19 protein-coding genes and 2 tRNA genes are annotated in these 16,933 nt (G+C 66.9%); 5 read left to right on the forward strand and 16 right to left on the reverse strand.

Annotated features, from left to right (window positions below):
• Nucleotides 1-125 precede the first annotated feature (125 nt).
• From ACFSC3_RS15610 to ACFSC3_RS15655, 10 genes are all read right to left on the reverse strand, one after another.
• The gene (locus ACFSC3_RS15610; RefSeq protein WP_380941352.1) at nt 126-764 is read right to left on the reverse strand and encodes a tetratricopeptide repeat protein; all 639 of its coding nucleotides are present in this window, start codon (nt 762-764) and stop codon (nt 126-128) included.
• The gene (locus tag ACFSC3_RS15615; RefSeq protein ID WP_380941353.1) at nt 764-1,159 is read right to left on the reverse strand and encodes a cytochrome c-type biogenesis protein; all 396 of its coding nucleotides are present in this window, start codon (nt 1,157-1,159) and stop codon (nt 764-766) included. Before ACFSC3_RS15615 ends, ACFSC3_RS15610 begins: the two co-directional genes overlap by 1 nt.
• The gene (locus ACFSC3_RS15620; RefSeq protein ID WP_380941354.1) at nt 1,156-1,683 is read right to left on the reverse strand and encodes a DsbE family thiol:disulfide interchange protein; all 528 of its coding nucleotides are present in this window, start codon (nt 1,681-1,683) and stop codon (nt 1,156-1,158) included. The genes ACFSC3_RS15615 and ACFSC3_RS15620 overlap by 4 nt, the downstream gene beginning before the upstream one ends.
• Entirely contained in the window at nt 1,680-3,602 is a 1,923-nt protein-coding gene (locus tag ACFSC3_RS15625) for a heme lyase CcmF/NrfE family subunit (RefSeq protein WP_380941355.1), read from the reverse strand. Before ACFSC3_RS15625 ends, ACFSC3_RS15620 begins: the two co-directional genes overlap by 4 nt.
• 124 nt (nt 3,603-3,726) lie before the next feature.
• Complete coding sequence (gene ccmE, locus ACFSC3_RS15630; protein WP_380941356.1) at nt 3,727-4,161, reverse strand: cytochrome c maturation protein CcmE; 435 nt, start codon at nt 4,159-4,161, stop codon at nt 3,727-3,729.
• Nucleotides 4,158-4,286, reverse strand: a complete 129-nt coding sequence (locus ACFSC3_RS15635) for a hypothetical protein (protein ID WP_380941357.1) — start codon at nt 4,284-4,286, stop codon at nt 4,158-4,160. The genes ccmE and ACFSC3_RS15635 overlap by 4 nt, the downstream gene beginning before the upstream one ends.
• Complete coding sequence (ccmC, locus tag ACFSC3_RS15640; RefSeq protein ID WP_380941358.1) at nt 4,283-5,008, reverse strand: heme ABC transporter permease CcmC; 726 nt, start codon at nt 5,006-5,008, stop codon at nt 4,283-4,285. Before ccmC ends, ACFSC3_RS15635 begins: the two co-directional genes overlap by 4 nt.
• A gap of 53 nt (nt 5,009-5,061) precedes the next feature.
• Nucleotides 5,062-5,292 (reverse strand): helix-turn-helix domain-containing protein, encoded by a 231-nt coding sequence (locus ACFSC3_RS15645; protein ID WP_380941359.1) that lies wholly within the window; start codon nt 5,290-5,292, stop codon nt 5,062-5,064.
• Nucleotides 5,292-5,915 (reverse strand): hypothetical protein, encoded by a 624-nt coding sequence (locus tag ACFSC3_RS15650; RefSeq protein ID WP_380941360.1) that lies wholly within the window; start codon nt 5,913-5,915, stop codon nt 5,292-5,294. Before ACFSC3_RS15650 ends, ACFSC3_RS15645 begins: the two co-directional genes overlap by 1 nt.
• Nucleotides 5,916-5,973: 58 nt before the next feature.
• Nucleotides 5,974-6,594, reverse strand: coding sequence for a hypothetical protein (locus tag ACFSC3_RS15655; protein ID WP_380941361.1), 621 nt, complete (start codon nt 6,592-6,594; stop codon nt 5,974-5,976).
• 83 nt (nt 6,595-6,677) lie between these two features.
• On the opposite strand from ACFSC3_RS15655, the gene ACFSC3_RS15660 reads away from it, so the two are divergent.
• Together ACFSC3_RS15660 and ACFSC3_RS15665 are read left to right on the forward strand one after the other, a co-directional pair.
• Nucleotides 6,678-7,415, forward strand: a complete 738-nt coding sequence (locus ACFSC3_RS15660; protein ID WP_380941362.1) for an acyloxyacyl hydrolase — start codon at nt 6,678-6,680, stop codon at nt 7,413-7,415.
• Nucleotides 7,412-7,744, forward strand: coding sequence for a hypothetical protein (locus ACFSC3_RS15665; RefSeq protein ID WP_380941363.1), 333 nt, complete (start codon nt 7,412-7,414; stop codon nt 7,742-7,744). Before ACFSC3_RS15660 ends, ACFSC3_RS15665 begins: the two co-directional genes overlap by 4 nt.
• Before the next feature lie 153 nt (nt 7,745-7,897).
• Here ACFSC3_RS15665 and ACFSC3_RS15670 read toward each other — a convergent pair whose 3' ends face one another.
• Together ACFSC3_RS15670 and ACFSC3_RS15675 are read right to left on the reverse strand one after the other, a co-directional pair.
• Nucleotides 7,898-8,950: a Leu/Phe/Val dehydrogenase gene (locus ACFSC3_RS15670; RefSeq protein ID WP_380941364.1), complete on the reverse strand. Its 1,053-nt coding sequence runs from the start codon at nt 8,948-8,950 to the stop codon at nt 7,898-7,900.
• A 103-nt stretch (nt 8,951-9,053) separates the two neighbouring features.
• Nucleotides 9,054-9,130: transfer RNA gene (locus tag ACFSC3_RS15675), tRNA-His, on the reverse strand.
• A gap of 84 nt (nt 9,131-9,214) precedes the next feature.
• On the opposite strand from ACFSC3_RS15675, the gene ACFSC3_RS15680 reads away from it, so the two are divergent.
• On the forward strand, nt 9,215-9,895 hold the full coding sequence (locus ACFSC3_RS15680; RefSeq protein WP_380941365.1) for a prolyl hydroxylase family protein: 681 nt from the start codon (nt 9,215-9,217) through the stop codon (nt 9,893-9,895).
• A 140-nt stretch (nt 9,896-10,035) separates the two neighbouring features.
• On the opposite strand, the gene ACFSC3_RS15685 is transcribed toward ACFSC3_RS15680, so the two are convergent.
• Together ACFSC3_RS15685 and ACFSC3_RS15690 are read right to left on the reverse strand one after the other, a co-directional pair.
• Nucleotides 10,036-12,705 carry a TonB-dependent receptor domain-containing protein gene (locus ACFSC3_RS15685; protein ID WP_380941366.1) on the reverse strand — a complete coding sequence of 890 codons (2,670 nt, stop codon included), beginning with the start codon at nt 12,703-12,705 and terminating at the stop codon, nt 10,036-10,038.
• A gap of 77 nt (nt 12,706-12,782) precedes the next feature.
• A complete protein-coding gene (locus ACFSC3_RS15690) occupies nt 12,783-14,375 on the reverse strand; it encodes a hypothetical protein (RefSeq protein WP_380941367.1) in 1,593 nt (530 codons plus the stop codon).
• A 233-nt stretch (nt 14,376-14,608) separates the two neighbouring features.
• On the opposite strand from ACFSC3_RS15690, the gene ACFSC3_RS15695 reads away from it, so the two are divergent.
• Both ACFSC3_RS15695 and ACFSC3_RS15700 read left to right on the forward strand, forming a co-directional pair.
• Nucleotides 14,609-15,388 (forward strand): SDR family NAD(P)-dependent oxidoreductase, encoded by a 780-nt coding sequence (locus tag ACFSC3_RS15695; RefSeq protein WP_380941368.1) that lies wholly within the window; start codon nt 14,609-14,611, stop codon nt 15,386-15,388.
• 1 nt (nt 15,389) lies between these two features.
• Entirely contained in the window at nt 15,390-16,301 is a 912-nt protein-coding gene (locus ACFSC3_RS15700) for a glycoside hydrolase family protein (protein ID WP_380941369.1), read from the forward strand.
• A gap of 214 nt (nt 16,302-16,515) precedes the next feature.
• On the opposite strand, the gene ACFSC3_RS15705 is transcribed toward ACFSC3_RS15700, so the two are convergent.
• Together ACFSC3_RS15705 and ACFSC3_RS15710 are read right to left on the reverse strand one after the other, a co-directional pair.
• Nucleotides 16,516-16,590 (reverse strand) — tRNA-Val (locus ACFSC3_RS15705).
• A gap of 63 nt (nt 16,591-16,653) precedes the next feature.
• The gene (locus tag ACFSC3_RS15710; protein WP_380941370.1) at nt 16,654-16,926 is read right to left on the reverse strand and encodes an HU family DNA-binding protein; all 273 of its coding nucleotides are present in this window, start codon (nt 16,924-16,926) and stop codon (nt 16,654-16,656) included.
• Nucleotides 16,927-16,933 lie beyond the last annotated feature (7 nt).

A 16,933-nucleotide genomic window follows, 5' to 3' on the forward strand; every position in this document is an offset into this window, starting at 1 on the left:
TCCGTTCGCCCTGAGCCTGTCGAAGGGCCGTACTTCGATACATCCCGGCTGAACCCGCCGCACTAAGGCCGGTGCTTCGACAGGCTCAGCACGAACGGTCGAACAAAACCGGACGGCCCCGCCCCCTACGGCGCGTCACGCCCCGCCGGGCTCGCCAGCAGCATGTCGACTAGCGCCAACCGCTGCCCGATGAAGGCGCGATACGGGGCCTGCTCGGGCGACAGCGCATAGGCGCGCCGCCACCAGCGCGCACCCTCGCGGAATTGCCCTGCACGGACATAGGCCAGACCGAGGAAGAACGGAGGCCCCGGGTGCGTCGGAGCTAGCCGGATCGCCTGGTCGAACGCCAGCCGGGCCGGCGGCGACACCGTGTTGCGATCGTGGAGGACATAGGCGTCGCCGAGCGCCGTCCACAACCCGGCGTCGTTCGGCTGCGCGTTGATCGCACCAAGATACAGGTTCACCGCGGTACGCTGGTCACCCATCCGCTGGAACGCCGTCCCTGCGGTATAATAGGTCGCCGAGGTCGTGTAGCGGCCGAACATGTCGAGCCGCAATTCGTTGGGCGAAGGGTCGATATCGACCGCTTTCGTCGCGGTTCGCACCGGCGCGCCGGCCAGCCCCGGCCGCCCCTGGAGCGCATAGCCCGCCGCCCCCAGCATCAGCGCTGCGCCTAAGAACGACGCCAGCGTCCGCGGCACGCCCAGCCGCAGCATCGCGGCGAACGCCAGCAGCATCAGGGCAAAGAGCGCAAGCCAGCCCATCACCGCGCCTTGCGCCGAAACGTCAGCCGCGCCACGACGACACCGACAAGCAAGAGCAGCACCGGCGCAAGCCACAGCGGCGCAGTCACCGCCGAAAAGGGCGGGTCATAGGTCACGTAATCGCCGTAACGCTCGACCAGCCATGCGCGGATCTGGCCGGGCGCCTCGCCGCGCGCGATGCGTTCGCGGACCAGCGCGCGCATATCGGCGGCCATGTCGGCATCGCTGTCGGCGATCGACTGGCCCTGGCAGACGAGACAGCGCAGCGTCTCCATCAACGCCTTCGCCTGCGCCTCCTGCCGCGCGTCGGGTAGTTGCGTGTTCGCCCACTGCTCCGCGGGCAGAGGCGCTGCCGCCACGACGAACGGTGCGGCGAAGAGCAACACACGCCTCATCGCGCGGCCTTCACCGCCGCGATCAGGTCGGCGACCTCGTCCGCGCGGATGTCGCCGATATGCTGGCGCACTATGCGCCCGCGACCGTCGATCAGGAAGGTTTCCGGCACCCCAGACGAGCCGAGCGCGAGCTGGACGCGGCTGGTGCGGTCGTCGCCGATGGTCGCATAGGGGTCGCCGTTGCGCGCCAGGAAGCGACGCACGGCATCCGGGCGATCACGGATGGCGATGGCGTCGATCCGAACGCCGGCGCGCTTCAGGGCCATCAACTGCGGCGCTTCGGCGATACACGGTACGCACCAGCTGGCGAAGACGTTCAGCAGCCGCGGCTCGCCCTTGCCGAAATCGGCCGACGCCACGCCGGGCTTGTCCGGCACGATCCCGTCGAGCGCGAAGGCCGGCACCGGCTTGTCGACCAGTTGCGACCGCACGACCCGCTCGGCGGGCGACAGCATTTCGCTTGCGACCAGCCACAGCAGGCCAGCGAAGACGATAAACGGCACCCAGATCAGCCACCGCTTCATGCCCACACCTCCCGTTCGACCGTCCGACGCTCGCGGCGCACGCGACCGATCAGCGACAGCGCACCGCCCAGCGCGATCAGTGCGCCGCCCGCCCAGATGAAGGTCACGAACGGCTTCCACCACAGCCGCAACTGCCAGCGGCCGGCCCCGTCCGGCTGGCCGAGCACGGTATAAAGCTGCCCGTCGAGCCGGGTCGAGATCGCGGCTTCGTTAGTGGTCGTCGCCGGATTGGCGAAGAACCGCTGTTGCGGACGCAGGACGAACATCGCCCCCTCGCCCCGCGTCACCTCCAGCCGCGCCTCGACCGCAGACCAGTTCGGGCCGAGCGCCGGCTTTACCCCGACGAAGCGGAGCTCGAACGGGCCGACGCGCGTGATCTGGCTGGGCCGTGCAGCGACCAGCGCCTCCTGCGTGAAGGCGCTGTCGGCGGCCATGCCGAACAGGGCGACCGCGACGCCCAGATGCGACACGACCATACCCCAGGTGAACAACGGGGTGCGGCGCAGATCGCGCTTCCACAGCGGCGCAACGCTGGCGACGGCTAGACCGATCGCGAGCCCCAAGCCGAGCAGGGTCAGCACGCCCTTCCACGGCGCGAAGAAGGCGAACATCGCGGTCGCGAACGCCGTAGCGCCGATCGGCCAGGTCAGCCGCTCGACCAGCGCGCCCCAACCGTCCCGCCGCCAGCGCAGCAGCGGCCCGGCCGCCAGCACGACGACCAGCAGCAGCGCGATCGGCCCGGCGGCGGCGTTGAAGAAGGGCGGGCCGACCGACAGCTGCGTACCCATCGACGCCGCGACGATCGGATAGAGCGTGCCGATCAGCACCACGCCCAGGATGACGGTCAGCAGCAGGTTATTGGCGACCAGCGCGCCTTCGCGACTCAGCGGCTCGAATGTCGTGCCCGCGCGGACGGTGCCGATCCTGAGCGCGAACAGCCCCAGCGCGCCGCCGATGTAGATCGCCAGGAGCGCTAGGATGAAACTGCCCCGCGTCGGATCGACGGCGAAGGCGTGGACACTGGTCAGAATGCCCGAGCGGACCAGGAAGGTGCCGATCATCGACATGCTGAACGCGACGACCGCCAGCATGACCGTCCAGGCGCGCAAGCCGTCGCGCGTCGCCAGCACGGTCACCGAATGAAGCAACGCGGTCGCCGCCAGCCATGGCATCAGCGACGCGTTCTCGACTGGGTCCCAGAACCACCAGCCGCCCCAGCCCAGCTCATAATAGGCCCAATATGACCCCGCGGTGATACCGAGGGTCAGAAACACCCAGGCGCCCAGCACCCACGGTCGCATCGCGCGGGCGAACACCGGGCCGACGTCGCGCGTGACGAGGGCGCCGATCGCAAAACTGAAGGCGACCGACAGTCCGACATAGCCGAAGTAGAGCGTCGGCGGGTGAAAGGCGAGGCCGGGATCCTGCAACAGCGGGTTGAGCCCCATCCCGTCCGGCGGCGCGACGTCGAGCCGCGCGAACGGGTTAGATGCGAAGAGAAGAAAGGCGAAGAAACCCAGCGCGATCGCCGCCTGTCCGCCCAATGTCGCCGTCAGCGTGTTCGCGGGCAGTCGCCGCTCGAATATCGCAATGGCCGCCCCGGCGAGGCCGAGCACGGTGACCCAGAGCAGCATCGACCCCTCGTGGTTTCCCCACGCACCAGCGATCTTGTAAATGAGCGGCTTGGCCGAATGGCTGTTCTCGGCGACCAGCTTCACGCTCATGTCGGATTGCACGAACAGCGCGATCAGCAGGACGAAGGCGATGGCGCTGAGCGCACCACCGACAATCGCGACCGGACGAACGGCGGCCGCAATGTCCTCGCGCCCCGAACGCAGGCCGATCGCGGCCATCGCGAGTTGCAAAAGCGCCAGCGCCGCGGCGAGCCACAGGGCGGCGAGGCCGGCTTCGGCGGTCATGCCGCCCCACCGTCATCCCCGCGAAAGCGGGGATCCAGAGCCAAGCCGTCCAAACGTCCGGGATGAGCAACCCTGGATTCCGGCTTTCGCCGGAATGACGACGGAGAGGTTGGGTGCGAACCCATCACTTTTCCAGCGTCTCGGTCTTGTGCATCGCGCCCGCCACCTGCGGCGGCATGTAGCGCTCATCATGCTTGGCGAGGATCGTATCGGCGACGAACGCCCCGCCTGCAGCCACCCGCCCCTCGGCGACGACGCCCGAGCCTTCGCGGAACAGGTCGGGCAGGATGCCGCGGTAGGTGACCGGCACGGTGTCGCGATTGTCGGTGACGACGAAGGCGGTGGTGACGCCGTCCGCCAGCTTCTTCACGCTGCCCTTCGCGACCATCCCGCCCAGCCGGATCGGCGTCCCCGCCGCGACATTGGCCGCGCGCAGGTCGGTCGGCGCGTAGAAGAAGGCGGCCTGGTCCTTCAGCGCCGACATGGCGAGCAGGACCGCGCCGATGACCGCCGCCACCGCCAGCAAGACGAGGGTGAGCCGCTGATGCTTCGCCTTCATCGCCGCGTCAGCTTTTCGGCCTCGGCCTCGGCCCGACGCATCGCGAGATAGGACCAGGCGGCGACGCCTGCGCTCGCGACGCCGGTCAGGGTCCAGGCGGTGATGATGAAGGGCCAGGCGTTCATGCCGCCGCCATCCGGCGCATCCGCGCCTCGACGCGCCCCCTGGCGAGCATCGCCCGCATCCGCATCAGCACGATCGCGCCGAAGAACAGGGTGAACCCCGGCACCGTCAGCGCCAGTGGCCAGAGCAATTCGCCGGAAATGGTCGATCCCGACAGCGTGATGCTCGGCCCCTGGTGCAGCGTATTCCACCAGATCACCGAATAGCGGATGACCGGCAGCAGCACGGTCCCCGCGATCCCGAACAGCGCGGGAATCCGCCCGTCGCCGCCCCGATCGCTATCGGCGCGGGCAAGCGCGATATAAGCGAGGTAGACGAAGAACAGCAGCAGCATTGACGTCAGCCGCCCGTCCCATTGCCACCACGTCCCCCAGGTCGGCCGACCCCAGATCGACCCCGTCGCCAGGCACAGCGCCGCGAACATCGCGCCGGGCACCGCGATAGCCCGCGCCGCGACATGGGCCAGCGGGTGACGCCAGACGAGATAGACGATGCTCGACAGCGCGACCCCGCTCCACCCCCCCATACCGAGCCACGCAGTGGGCACATGAATATAGAGGATGCGGACACTCTCGCCCTGCAGATAATCGGGCGGCGTCTGTGTCAGTCCGGCCCAGGCCCCGACCGCAATCAGCAGCACGCCGAGCCAGAACACCGCCGGCGTGCAAGGACGCGCGATCTTCAGGAAGCGGGCGGGATTGGCGAGGGCGTGAAGGCTGGGCACGATTGCCTGAGCCTCTATGCGAAGAACGCGCCGTCGTCACCTAGGAAGACGCGTCAATCGTCGTCGGTCAGGTCGTCATCCGACGCGACATAATCCAGAATGTCACCGGGCTTGCAGTCGAGATAGCGGCAGATCGCGGCGAGCGTACCGAACCGCACCCCCTTCACCTTGCCCGATTTCAGCAAGGACAGGTTCGATTCGGTAATCCCGATCGCCTCGGCCAACTCCTTCGAGCGCACCTTGCGCTGCGCCAGCACGACGTCCAGGTTGACGATGACCGGCATCAGACGAAGGCGTCCAGGTCACGCTGCGCCTGCAACCCGCTCTCCAGTGCCCAGATCGTCGCATAGGCAGCGATGGCAAGCATCAGGCCGGTCCCGATCGGCACCAAATTGATGGTGATGTACCAATGCGGCCCGGACGGTGTGCCGATCGACAACAGAGAGGCCATAAGGCTGTTCGACACCGGCTGAGCAAGGGCCCAAACGATCGCGGCCAGCGACGCCCGGCGCAGCCACGGCAGCGCTTGTGCCACCGGATTCTCGCCCCGCCCACCCAGCCGCCGGAGCGCGATGCCGACGCCGAGCAGCAGCGTCGCGAAGGGCACCGAATCGATCAATGTCACACCGAAGATACCGGCACGGACGATCGGCCTGCCGACATAGGCGTCGAGCTTCTGCTCCGCCCCCGGCGTCGCGACGACCTTCGCCTTTTCGTCGTCATCGAGCATCTCGACGGGACGCGTGTTCGCCCGGCACCCATCATGGCAACTGAAGGCCGGCGCCGGCCACAGGCTCAGCACCACCGCTTCCAGCGCGCTGCATGTGGCGAGCACGAGGAAGATCGCGCCGGCGATCCGACAGATGCGCGCTTTCCGCGCCGGTAGCGAATAAGTGGCCGACGTCATCCTCATCCCCTTGCCACCGGCGATCCCTGCAACGCTATCGATATGATCGTCGGAGGCATCAGACGATCTCGGCCAGATCATGCTGCGCCTTCACGCCTGCCTCCAGCGCCCAGGCGGTGATGCGCGCGACAAGTGCGAGCATCAGGTTGGTAAAGGCGGTCGTCAGGTCGAGCGGTACCTCCAGACCGCCGGGCGTGCCGATCGATAGCGTCGTCTCGATGATGCTGTTGCCGATCGGATCAGCGATGGCGGCCAGGATCGCCACCTGCGACGCGCGTCGCAGCCACGGCAACGCGTCCGCCAGCGGATATCCATCCGCCGCGGCCAGCCTTCGCAATGCTCTGGCCAGCACAAGCAACAGAAAGGCGAAAGGAAGCCCCTGGACCATCGCGCCGACGAACAGCCACGCCCGGACAACGGGCCTCGCGGCATAGGCGTCCAGCGCCGCCCTGGCCGTGGGCGCGGCGACCACCACCGGCCTGCGATCCTCCTCCAGCAACCGCGACACATCGCTTTTCCAACTGCACTCACCACCCTCGCAATCATAACGCGGGCCGGGGAAGGCCGCGACGCTGAGCGAATAGAGCGAGAGGATCGCCGCCAAGGCCAGAAACAGGGTTGCGGCAATGCGGCAGATACGGGCCTTTTTCGGCGGCAGAGAATACGCGTTCAGCATCATATTCTTTCTGTTTGACAGAAATTCATTGCCAACTTACATCAAAAGCATCGGGGGCAATAGCCATCGGGTCGGGAGATTTCATAGTGATCGTATTCAAACGCGCACTTTGCGCCACGGCGGCGCTCGCCTCCATTCCGGCAATGGCGCAGGATAGCGGCGGCGCGGATGTCGGGCTGGGCGTGTACCGCCACGGCGCGAACCTCCACCCGCTCGGTGATCAACTGATCGTCGACGCACCGCCGCCGGGGGTCTTCTACGCTGACAGCGGCGCGGAAATCGGTGTCGGCGTGCTGGCGCATGGGGCGCAGGTGCCGATCAAGCCCAAGGCGCCTCCCGGACAATTCTATGGCCGGACGCTGGAAGGCGGCACGACCGACATCCAGCTGATCTACCGCAGCCGCCCCCTGCCCTTCGCCCTGAAGCCGCGTCTGACAGCGAAGGCCGAAGTCAATCTGTCCGGGCTCACCAGCTTTGCCGCGGTCGGTGCCGAATGGCGGCAGCATGTGCTTAAGAACCGGGTCTACGGTCAAATCGGCATCGGGCTTGCCATCCACGACGGCTATACGGCGATCCCCGATCCCTTCGACTTTACGCCAGGCTCGGCCGATTTCATGCGGCGATACGACCTTTATTCGAGTCGCACCGACTTCGGCTCCAGGATAGTGTTCAACCCCAACCTATCGGTCGGGATCCGGATCGACCGGGCTTGGGCAGTCGAAGCCACGTGGGAACATCTCAGCCATGGGAGGATGTTCGGCCCCACGAACGACGGGATCGACAATCTGGGCGTTCGCTTGATCCGCACGCTGGGTCGCAAATGATCGCGCTGCTTACTGCCCTTCTGCTGGCGCAAACCGCCGCGCCGCCCCCGTCCGTCGCCGAACCGACGCCGGAGGAGGTCACCGTCGTCGCTCAGCGGCTCAAACGCTTTCGCGCGATCATGCGCAAGGACAAGAAAACCGGCGTGACGCAGTGCGTCATCAAGCGTCAGAGCGGCGATCCAGCACTCGACAAGGGCATCTGCGACGCGATGCTCGCCTGCGCGCCGAAAATCGCGAAGGAGAGCGACATCCGCCCTTGCATGGCGCCGGCGATCAGCGCGCTGTTGCCGAAGGCCAAGTGGGTCGGCCGGCGGAAGCGCGGGCTGTAGCGCGCCGGGAAGGACTGCCAAATTCTTCGTCATCCCGGACTTGATCCGGGATCCAGGGTCACAGGCGAAACGGCTCGTGGCTCTGGATGCCGGATCAAGTCCGGCATGACGTTTATTGTGGCGACGGCAGGGCGGTCCGGCCGACCGTAAGGATCACACCCGTCCTATCAGGCGGCGCGCGATCGAATCGGCGACGTCGCTCGATGGCTGGCCGGTGCGGTCGGCTTCGTCCCACACCTGGACCAGGCGGTCGGGAATGCGAGCGATGCGCGCCTCGACCTCGGCGCGGTCGCCCTGGCCGAGATATTCCAACCCGACGTTGATGATGCCGCCGGCGTTGATGACGTAATCGGGCGCATAGAGGATGCCGCGATCCGCCAGCAGCTTGCCGTGGGCGGCCTGGCGGAGCTGGTTGTTGGCGCCGCCCGCGACAGCCTTGCACTTGAGCGCGGCGATCGAGGTTTCGTCCAGGATCGCGCCCAGCGCGTTCGGGCTGACGATGTCGCAATCGGTCGCCAGCACCGTGTCGGTCGACACGACCGTGGTGCCCAGGTCCGCGCCCATCGCCTGCGCGCGGTCGGTATTGACGTCGGCGATGGTCAGCACGGCGCCATCGGCCGCCAGCAGCCGGGCGAGACCGCCGCCAACGCTACCAATCCCCTGGATCGCGACGCGGACACCCTGCATCGAATCGACACCCAGCGCGCGCTTCGCCGCCGCCTTCACGCCCAGATAGACGCCCATCGCGGTGAACGGCCCCGGGTCGCCCCCGGCCCCGCCCTCGGCGACCGGCAGGCCGGAGACGTGGCGGGTGCGGGTCGCGATGACCTTCATCCGCTCTTCCGACATGCCGACGTCTTCGGCGGTAACGTACTTGCCGCCGAGCGATTCGACCGCGTCACCGAACGCGAGCAACTGCGCCTCGGTGATCGTCGCGCCCGGTGCCGGTGCGAGCACGACGCCCTTGCCCCCGCCCAGCGGCAGATCGGCCATCGCGTTCTTGTAGCTCATGCCACGCGACAGGCGCAGCGCATCGGTGATCGCGGTGTTGTTGTCGGCATAATGCCAGAAGCGGACGCCACCAGCCGCCGGCCCCAGCGCGGTCGAATGCACCGCGATGACCGCGGTCAGGCCGCTCTTCGGCTCGCGGATCAGATGCACGCCTTCGTGCTCGTCGAAATCGGGCAGGTCCCAGACAGCGCTCATCAGGCGGCTCCGCGTCGGTTAGGAAATATCAGACGCGCGCAATAATCTTTCCGCGCACGCAACGCCAGCCCTTTCGGGCAAGCCGTCGGATCCGTCGGAAAAATGGGGCGGATGACGGGACTTGAACCCGCGACCCTCGGTACCACAAACCGATGCTCTAACCAACTGAGCTACAACCGCCGTGCCGGGCCGCGCTTAGCGGCACATCGCGCCGTGATCAAGCGCCCTCTGGCATCGGGCCACGCGCTTTGGCAAAGAACCGCCATGCTGAAGGTCACCGTCGATCCCCATGTCCAGCCCGCTATCGGATCGGGCCACCCGAGCGAACCGATCATCGAACGGTTGCAGGCCGACCCGCGCGTGCAACGCGTGCCGAGCGCGAAGCTCGCCATGTTCATCCGCAAGGATTTCCTGGAGCCCGCCCTGTGCGACGCGGTGATCGCCAAGATCGACGCGCAACGCCGCCCCTCGACGGTGTCCGATTATAATGGCGACTACCTGTTCCGGACCAGCGAGACCTGCGACCTGGCCTATGACGACCCGGACGTCGTCGAGATCGACCGGCGCATCCTCGCGCTGACCGGGCTGGACGGCATGTTCGGCGAACCGATGCAGGGCCAACGCTATGCGGTCGGCCAGGAATTCAAGGCGCACACCGATTATTTCGAGCCCTCAGGCGTCGACTTCGCCAAATATTGCACCGTGTCGGGCCAGCGCACGTGGACCGTCATGATCTATCTGAACGACGTGGCGGCGGGCGGCGCGACGCGGTTCAAGGCGATCGACAAGATCGTCCAGCCCGAACGCGGCAAATTGCTTGCCTGGAACAACCTGCGCCCCGACGGGCGGGTGAACCCGTCGACGCTGCACCACGGGATGAAGGTGCGGACGGGGGTGAAATACGTCATCACCAAGTGGTTCCGCGAACGCCGCTGGCCGCGGTAACCAGATCCTCCCCGAGACGGGGAGGTGGCGGCGCGAAGCGCTGACGGAGGGGGCGGGCCGCAAGCTATGGCTGTGAGGAGAGCCCCCTCCACCACCGGCGTCGCCGGCGCTCCCCCTCCCCGCAAGCGGGGAGGATTTAATTACAGCTTCGCGCTCAGCCCCAGCGAGAAGACGCGGCCGAGGTTGTAGCGGTTCAGGAACACCCGGCCGTTCGTGAAGTCTTGGAACTCCTGATAGCGCGTGCCGGTCAGGTTGCGCGCTTCGGCCTTCAGCTCGAAATCGACGCCACGCAGCGCGAAGCCCTGACGGACGACGAAGTCGAGGCGGATGCCGGGCTTTTCCAGCACGTCGGGCAGGCGGACGCCCGACGAGATCGCACCGCGATTCGTCACGCGATCGGACGCATAGTTGAACAGCAGCGTCGCCTGCGAGAGCGATGCGGTGTCCTCGATCCCCAGCTGCAGGTTGACCAGATGGTCGGACTGTCCGACCAGCGCCGCGCCGTCGCGGAACAGCAGGTTCGCCGCCGTCAGCCGCGGCACGAACACGCCGTTTTCCACCCGCGAGATCGGATCGGCGACCTGCTCGCTGCCCGCACTGATCTTCGAATGGGTGTAGGTGTAGTTGGCGATCAGCAGCAGGCGCTTGGTCGAGAAGAAATCGCCCATGCCGTGCAACGGTACAAACTTCTGCACCTCGACTTCGCCGCCGAACAGCTGCGCGCGGGGCGCGTTGGCGAAGCCGGTCTGGAGCGGCGATTCGGGCGTCGGGAACGACCCCACCGCCTCGATCGGATCGTCGATCCGCTTGTAGAAGCCGGCGAGCGTCACGCGCTGGTCGCGAGCGAAGAACCATTCGTAGCGCGCCTCGGCGTTCCACAGCACCGAATCGGTCAGGAACGGGTTGCCGTAGAACAGGCGGTCGCTCTCGAAATCCTGATACAACTGGGGCGCGAGTTCGCGGAACTGCGGGCGGGCGATCGTCTTGGAACCGTGCAGGCGAAGCTGCATGTCCTCGACGAAGTTCCACGTCACCGTTGCAGCCGGCAGCCAATAGGCATTGTCGAGACGGCGGTTGACGTTCGCCCCGGCATTCACCGTCTCGATCGCCTTTTCGTAGCGGACACCCACGGTCGCGCGCAGCCGGTCGACCGGCTCCGCCTCGACCTGAACGTAGCCGGCGTTGATGCGCAGGCCCGCGTCATAGGCGGCGACGCCCTGGTTGGCCGAGGTGTTGCGCAGGACGATACCGAAGCGCTGGATGGTCGAATCGGACAGCAGGAAGTCCGGGCGCTGCTGAGCGGCGACGAAGTTCAGCGCGCTATTGCCGGCGGTGCGATATTCGAACGAATAGCGCGCCGAATCACGGGCCGTGTCCTGGAAATAATAACCCGCCGACAGCGTGACCGGGCGATCGACCGGCAGGCGATACGACACATCGGCCTGACCCGACCACAGATCTTCGTTCAGCTCGCTGAAGTTGACCGACGCACCCGAATTGCCTGCCAGGTTGTTGATATAATCGCGCGCGATCGTGCTGTATTCATATTGCAGCGCGCGTTCGTAGGGCGAATTGCGCTTCGTGTTAGCATAGCTGCCGCGCAGGTCGACCGAGACGTCGCCGAACTTGAACTCGCCGACCAGCTGGCTGTCGATCAGCTGGCGTTCGAACCAGTTGGTGTTCTGCTGGATGATCGGGTCGCGACCATCGACCAGCCCGGTGAGATTGCCCGAGAAGCCGCGGGCCAGACGCCCCTGCTTCAGCGTGTCGTGGATATACAGGTTGGTGAAGCGGATCTTCTGGTCGCCGAATTCCGCGCCCAGGCCGAGCAGGCCATTCACGATCACGCGATTGTCGGTCAACACCGTGCGCAGGTCGCTCTGCAAGCTGCCGCTCGGCGCGTTCGCCACCTGCTGCGTCGCCTCGCGCGTGCGCCAGCCGTTGTTGATGCCAGCCGCACCGATCAGGCCGAGCCGCACGCTGCCGACGTCGACCGACCCGCCGAAGCTCGTTTCGCCCGACAAGTTGGCGGGCAACTGCGGGTTCTGGAGCAGCAGCGTGGTCGGCGCATTCGACAGGGTGATGAGGTCGGCGGCGTTCGTCACCGACGCGCCAGTCGCACCGGCCTGCGTGATGAAGCCCGGAACCCTGCGCTCGCCCGAATCGAAACCGGTCCAGTCGTAACGGCCACCGTCATAGACGACGCCCAGTTCGCTGGTCGTGACCGTGTCGGCGCTGACCGATCCGCCGATCTGGAGGAAGGATTTTTCCGGCACCGCGCGCGTCGTCAGGTTGATGACGCCGCCGCCGAATTCGCCTGCATAATTGGCCGAATAGCTCTTCTGCACGAGGCTGGAGGCGATGACGTTGGTCGGGAAGATATCGAGCGGCACGACGCGGCGCAGCGGCTCGGGCGACGGTAGCGGCGAGCCGTTGAGCAGGCTGCTCGAATAGCGATCGCCCAGGCCGCGCACGAAGACGAAGCCGTTGCCGACCAGCGACAGGCCGGTCACGCGCTGGAGCGCGCCGGCAATATCACCCTCGCCGGTGCGGGCGATGTCCTGTGCCGACAGCACCGACACGACCTGCGGCGTCGCGCGGACGGTGTCGGGGATGTGGCGGCCGACGACGACGATGTCCTCCATCGCCTCCGCACCGGGCGTCGAGGTCTCGACCGTCTGCTCGGCAGGCGTCTCATCCTGTGCGGCTGGCGGGGTCGAGGCCGGCGGAGCGGCCGGGGGCGTGGTCTGCGCCAGGGCGGCGGGCGCCACCAGCGCGGAACTCGCGAGGCAGAGGGCGATGATCTTCATGAGTCTTCAGCTTTCGGCAAATGTCGCGGAGGATGAGGGCCGGAGGGCACCCGCGGGGGTGCCCTCCGGTCGCGTCATCAGCTCGGCAGGCCGGTGCAGGCGCCGCTGCTCGTGCCGAAGTTCGCGCGGTTCGAGTTGCAGGTCCAACCGCGGAACCAGGTGTCGTTCGGGCCGGAGACGGCACCGATGTAGCTGGTCTGGACCATGAACGCGCTGCCCGACGGGTTGAGCGTGGCGGCGTTGAACGCCGGGACGGCCAGCGTCGTCGTGGTCGGGTAGAAGCCGTTCTGCAGCGCGTTCGCGGCGGTGCCGTTGGCGGTGTTGTTCGAGCCCGCCGCGACCAGCGCGTCCTGCTCCGCGGTCGTCACGGTGATGCCGTTGACGGTCGTCGTGGTCGACAGGTTGCCAGTGCAGGCGAAGAAGATCGAGTTGAACACCGGCGGGCCGCGATCCGACAGCGCCGAATTGGCGGCGCGGACAGTCGACTTGTCGGTCGACGACGTCTCGCCGGCGACGATGTTGAGGCACGGCGTGTTCGACACGACGATACCGTTCACCATCGTCACGTCCGCGCCACCGCGGATACGCATCGCAGCGTTGGTCGCGGTCGAGGTGTCGATGAAGGTGAAATTGGCCAGACGGTAATCCTGACGCGGCAGCGCGTCTTCGTTGCCGTTCGAATCGATCTCGGTCGAATAATTGTCGGTCTGCGTGTTGTTCGGCTTCTGCGCCGCGATCACGAACTGGACCAGGCCCTGCCAGCCCACATCGGTATCCAGGCCGTCGTCGTCGGCGCCGGTCAGCACCAGATAGCGCATGTTCACGCGGCCGCCGAACACTTCGATGCCGTCGTCCGACGAGTTATGGACCTGGACGTGGTCGATCGTCGTGCCCGAACCGACGCCGCCCAGCGTCAGGCCCTGCAGCTCGTTGTTCGGGCTGATGATCGTACCCGAATAGCGGATCTGGACGTAGCGGAAGGTGCCGCTGGTGTCGTTGGCGGTGGCGCCGCCGTACAGCGCGTTGCCGGTGCCCTCGACGACGTTCTCGCAATTGACGCTGCCGCCGGCGACCTGCGTGTTGCAGTTCGAGATCGGCGCACGACCGGCCAGGATCACGCCGCCCCACAGGCCCTGCGATTCGTCGGTCACGCCGCCGGTCAGGTTCTGCTGCGCGGTGAAGATGATCGGCTGCGTCTCGGTGCCTTCCGCATTGATGCGGCTGCCGCGGTTGACGATAAGGAAGTCGTTGTCCGAGTTCGTGGTGTTCGCGAAGATCAGCACGCCGGCAGCGATGTTCAGCAGGCCGGTCTGGGTGCCGGTGCCGGCGCCGCCCGCGTCCACGCCCACGTCGACGCGGCCGTTGATTTCGTAAGCGACGCCCGCGACCTTCGCCAGGCTGAGCGTGCCGGTGACGAGCGACGGAATGCGGCAGGCGCGATAATTGCCGACGACACCGCCGTCGTTGAAGCCCGACGGGCAGGACGCGGCGGGCGTGCCCGCGGTCGGCGTGGGCGTGCTGCCGCCCGATGACGGAGCCGGCGTCGGCGCCGGGATTACGACCGTGCCTTCACCCGGCGACGCGACGCTGGACGCGCCATCGCAGCCGGCGAGCGCGAGGGCGGCGGTGGAGCCAAGGAACATGAGCCCGAGGCGGTTGAACTTGCGCATGACGTCTCCCGTGTCGTGGTTCGCGTGAGTTGCGAATGGTCGGGAAGCGGCGCCCCCCGGTCGCCGGCTCAGGACCCCCCTGCCGGCTGCACGAGGCGCGCTAAGCCCGGGATGTGACGCCAGCGTGCAAGTTCGCGGACGGTTCGGTGACTCCACCATTACGCTTGTGTGACAAAGCGGAAATCCAGCGCTTATTTCGGCACGGAACCGCCTAACATGCGTTGCCCTGCCCAATGATGGACACAGCACAGACGAACCCGGTGGCGATCGTCACCGGTGGCGAATCGGGGATCGGACGTGCTTGCGCGATCGCGCTCGGCAAATCCGGCACAGCGATCGCCCTGACCTATTTTCGCGATGCCAAGGCGGCGGAAACGGTCGTTGGCGAAATCGCGGCGACCGGCGGGCGGGCGATCGCCGTACAGGCCGATGTCGGGCGCGAGGACGCGGTCGAAGCCTTGTTCGCGCAGACCGAAGCCGCGTTCGGCACTGTCACCCGGCTGGTGAATTCGGCTGGCCTCAACATGTCCGGCACGATGATCGGCGACATGACGCTCGACCAGTTCGACCGCGTCGTCCGATCCGACCTCTACGGCCCCTTCCTCACCTGCCGCCGGTTCGTGCGCGGACTGGGCGCGAGCGGGACCGGGCGGATCGTCAACATCTCGTCGATCCACGAACGCGCGCCGCGCGCAGGCGGCGTCGATTACGATTCGGCGAAGGGTGGACTCGCGCAACTGACCGCCACGTTGGCGCTGGAACTCGCGCCGCAACGGATCGCGGTCAACGGGGTGGCACCGGGCATGATCCTGACGCCGATGAACCAGAGCGCAATCGACGACGCGGCCGAACTCGCTCGCAAGGAAGCTGCCATCCCGTGGGGCCGCGCGGGCACTGCGGACGAAGTCGCGACGCTCGTCCAGTTCCTGTTGTCCGACGCGGCCGACTATATCACGGGCACCACCGTGACGATCGATGGCGCCCTGTCGCTGACCGTGGCGCAGGGGGCCTGAGATGACAGCCTATGTCGTGGAAGCGCTGGAGGAGGTGACGCTCGACGTCGCCGGCCCCGGCGGGCGTCTCGCCGACTATGACCTGATGAGTCCCTATGTCTGGCGGGAGGGTGACGCCTATCGGCTGATGGTCCGCGTGCTGCCGCACCCGCTCGGCCCGAACGATCCGACCGGCATCATCTGGGTCGGCGATTCGACCGATGGTCGACACTTCGCGATCCGGCCGCGCCCGGCGATCACGCCCGGCCCCGATTTCGACGATGCCGGCGGGTGCGAGGACCCGACCATCGTTGTCGGCAAGGACGGCGGCTACCGCGTCTTTTACACCGGCGTCGACAGCGCGCGGGCACAGGGGTGCCTGATGCTTGCCGAAGGCCCCGACCTGACCGACCTCACCAAGCGCGAGGTCGCGCTGAAGGCACCGCCGGGCGAAGGCAATATCAAGGAAGCGACCGTCGTGCGCGGCAGCGACGGCATCTGGCGGCTATTCTACGAATACGCCCGCGACCAGGCATCGCGCATCGGAGTCGCGGTCGCGCCGAGCGAGGCTGGACCATGGACGGTGATCGCCGACCCCTTCGGCATCCGCGAGGACGGATGGGACAATTGGCACCTGTCGACCGGCCCCATCCTCACCCAGCCGGACCGCGACCCGGTGATGTTCTACAACGGCGCGACACCCGATGCGCGTTGGCGGATCGGCTGGATTTCCTTCGCACCCGACTATTCGCGCGTTACTGGCCGCGGTGTCGAACCCCTGTTGATACCGCCCCCCGCCAAGGACCGCACCGCCACCGACATCGCCTTCGCCGCATCATGCGTGGAGGTCGAGGGACAGCCGGATTGTGCGTGGCTCTATTACTCGCTGGAGGACGCTATCCTCAGGCGGGCGTTGGTGCGACGGTACAACTAGAGCGTGATCCAGCTAAGCCGACCCGTCCGATGCTGCGGGGCAGGCCGGAGCCTTGGCGATCGAACCCCTAACGCCCTCCAACGCTCCGACCTTCGCCGGAGCACGAGATGGCGCCCTTCGACCGGATGATGTCGTCAGGCCGTTTGAAACTGCTCGGAACGCCAATACGCAAAAAGCCCGCCGGTCTCACGACCTGCGGGCTTTTGAGCCGGAATGGTGGGCGCGACAGGGATTGAACCTGTGACCCCACCCGTGTGAAGGGTGTGCTCTACCGCTGAGCTACGCGCCCATTCCGATGCGGAAGCGGGCCTTTACGGGGCTCTTTCGGCCCTGTCCAGCCCGCATGTCGCGTTCAGTTGACCGAGTCCTTCAGGACCTTGCCCGCCTTGAACTTCGGCTGCGACGACGCCTTGATCGTCATCGGCTCGCCGGTCCGGGGGTTGCGGCCGGTCGAGGCCTTGCGCTTGCTGACCGAGAAAGTGCCGAAGCCGACGAGGCGCACTTCGTCGCCCTTCTTCAGCGCGGCGGAAATGGTATCGAACACGGCCTCCACAGCCTTGACGGCGTCGCCCTTGGCCAGCCCCGATACGTCGGCGACCTGACCGATCAGCTCCTGCTTGTTCATGCGTGAA

It is taken from the genome of Sphingomonas floccifaciens (assembly GCF_042681125.1).
Lineage (GTDB): Bacteria > Pseudomonadota > Alphaproteobacteria > Sphingomonadales > Sphingomonadaceae > Sphingomonas > Sphingomonas floccifaciens.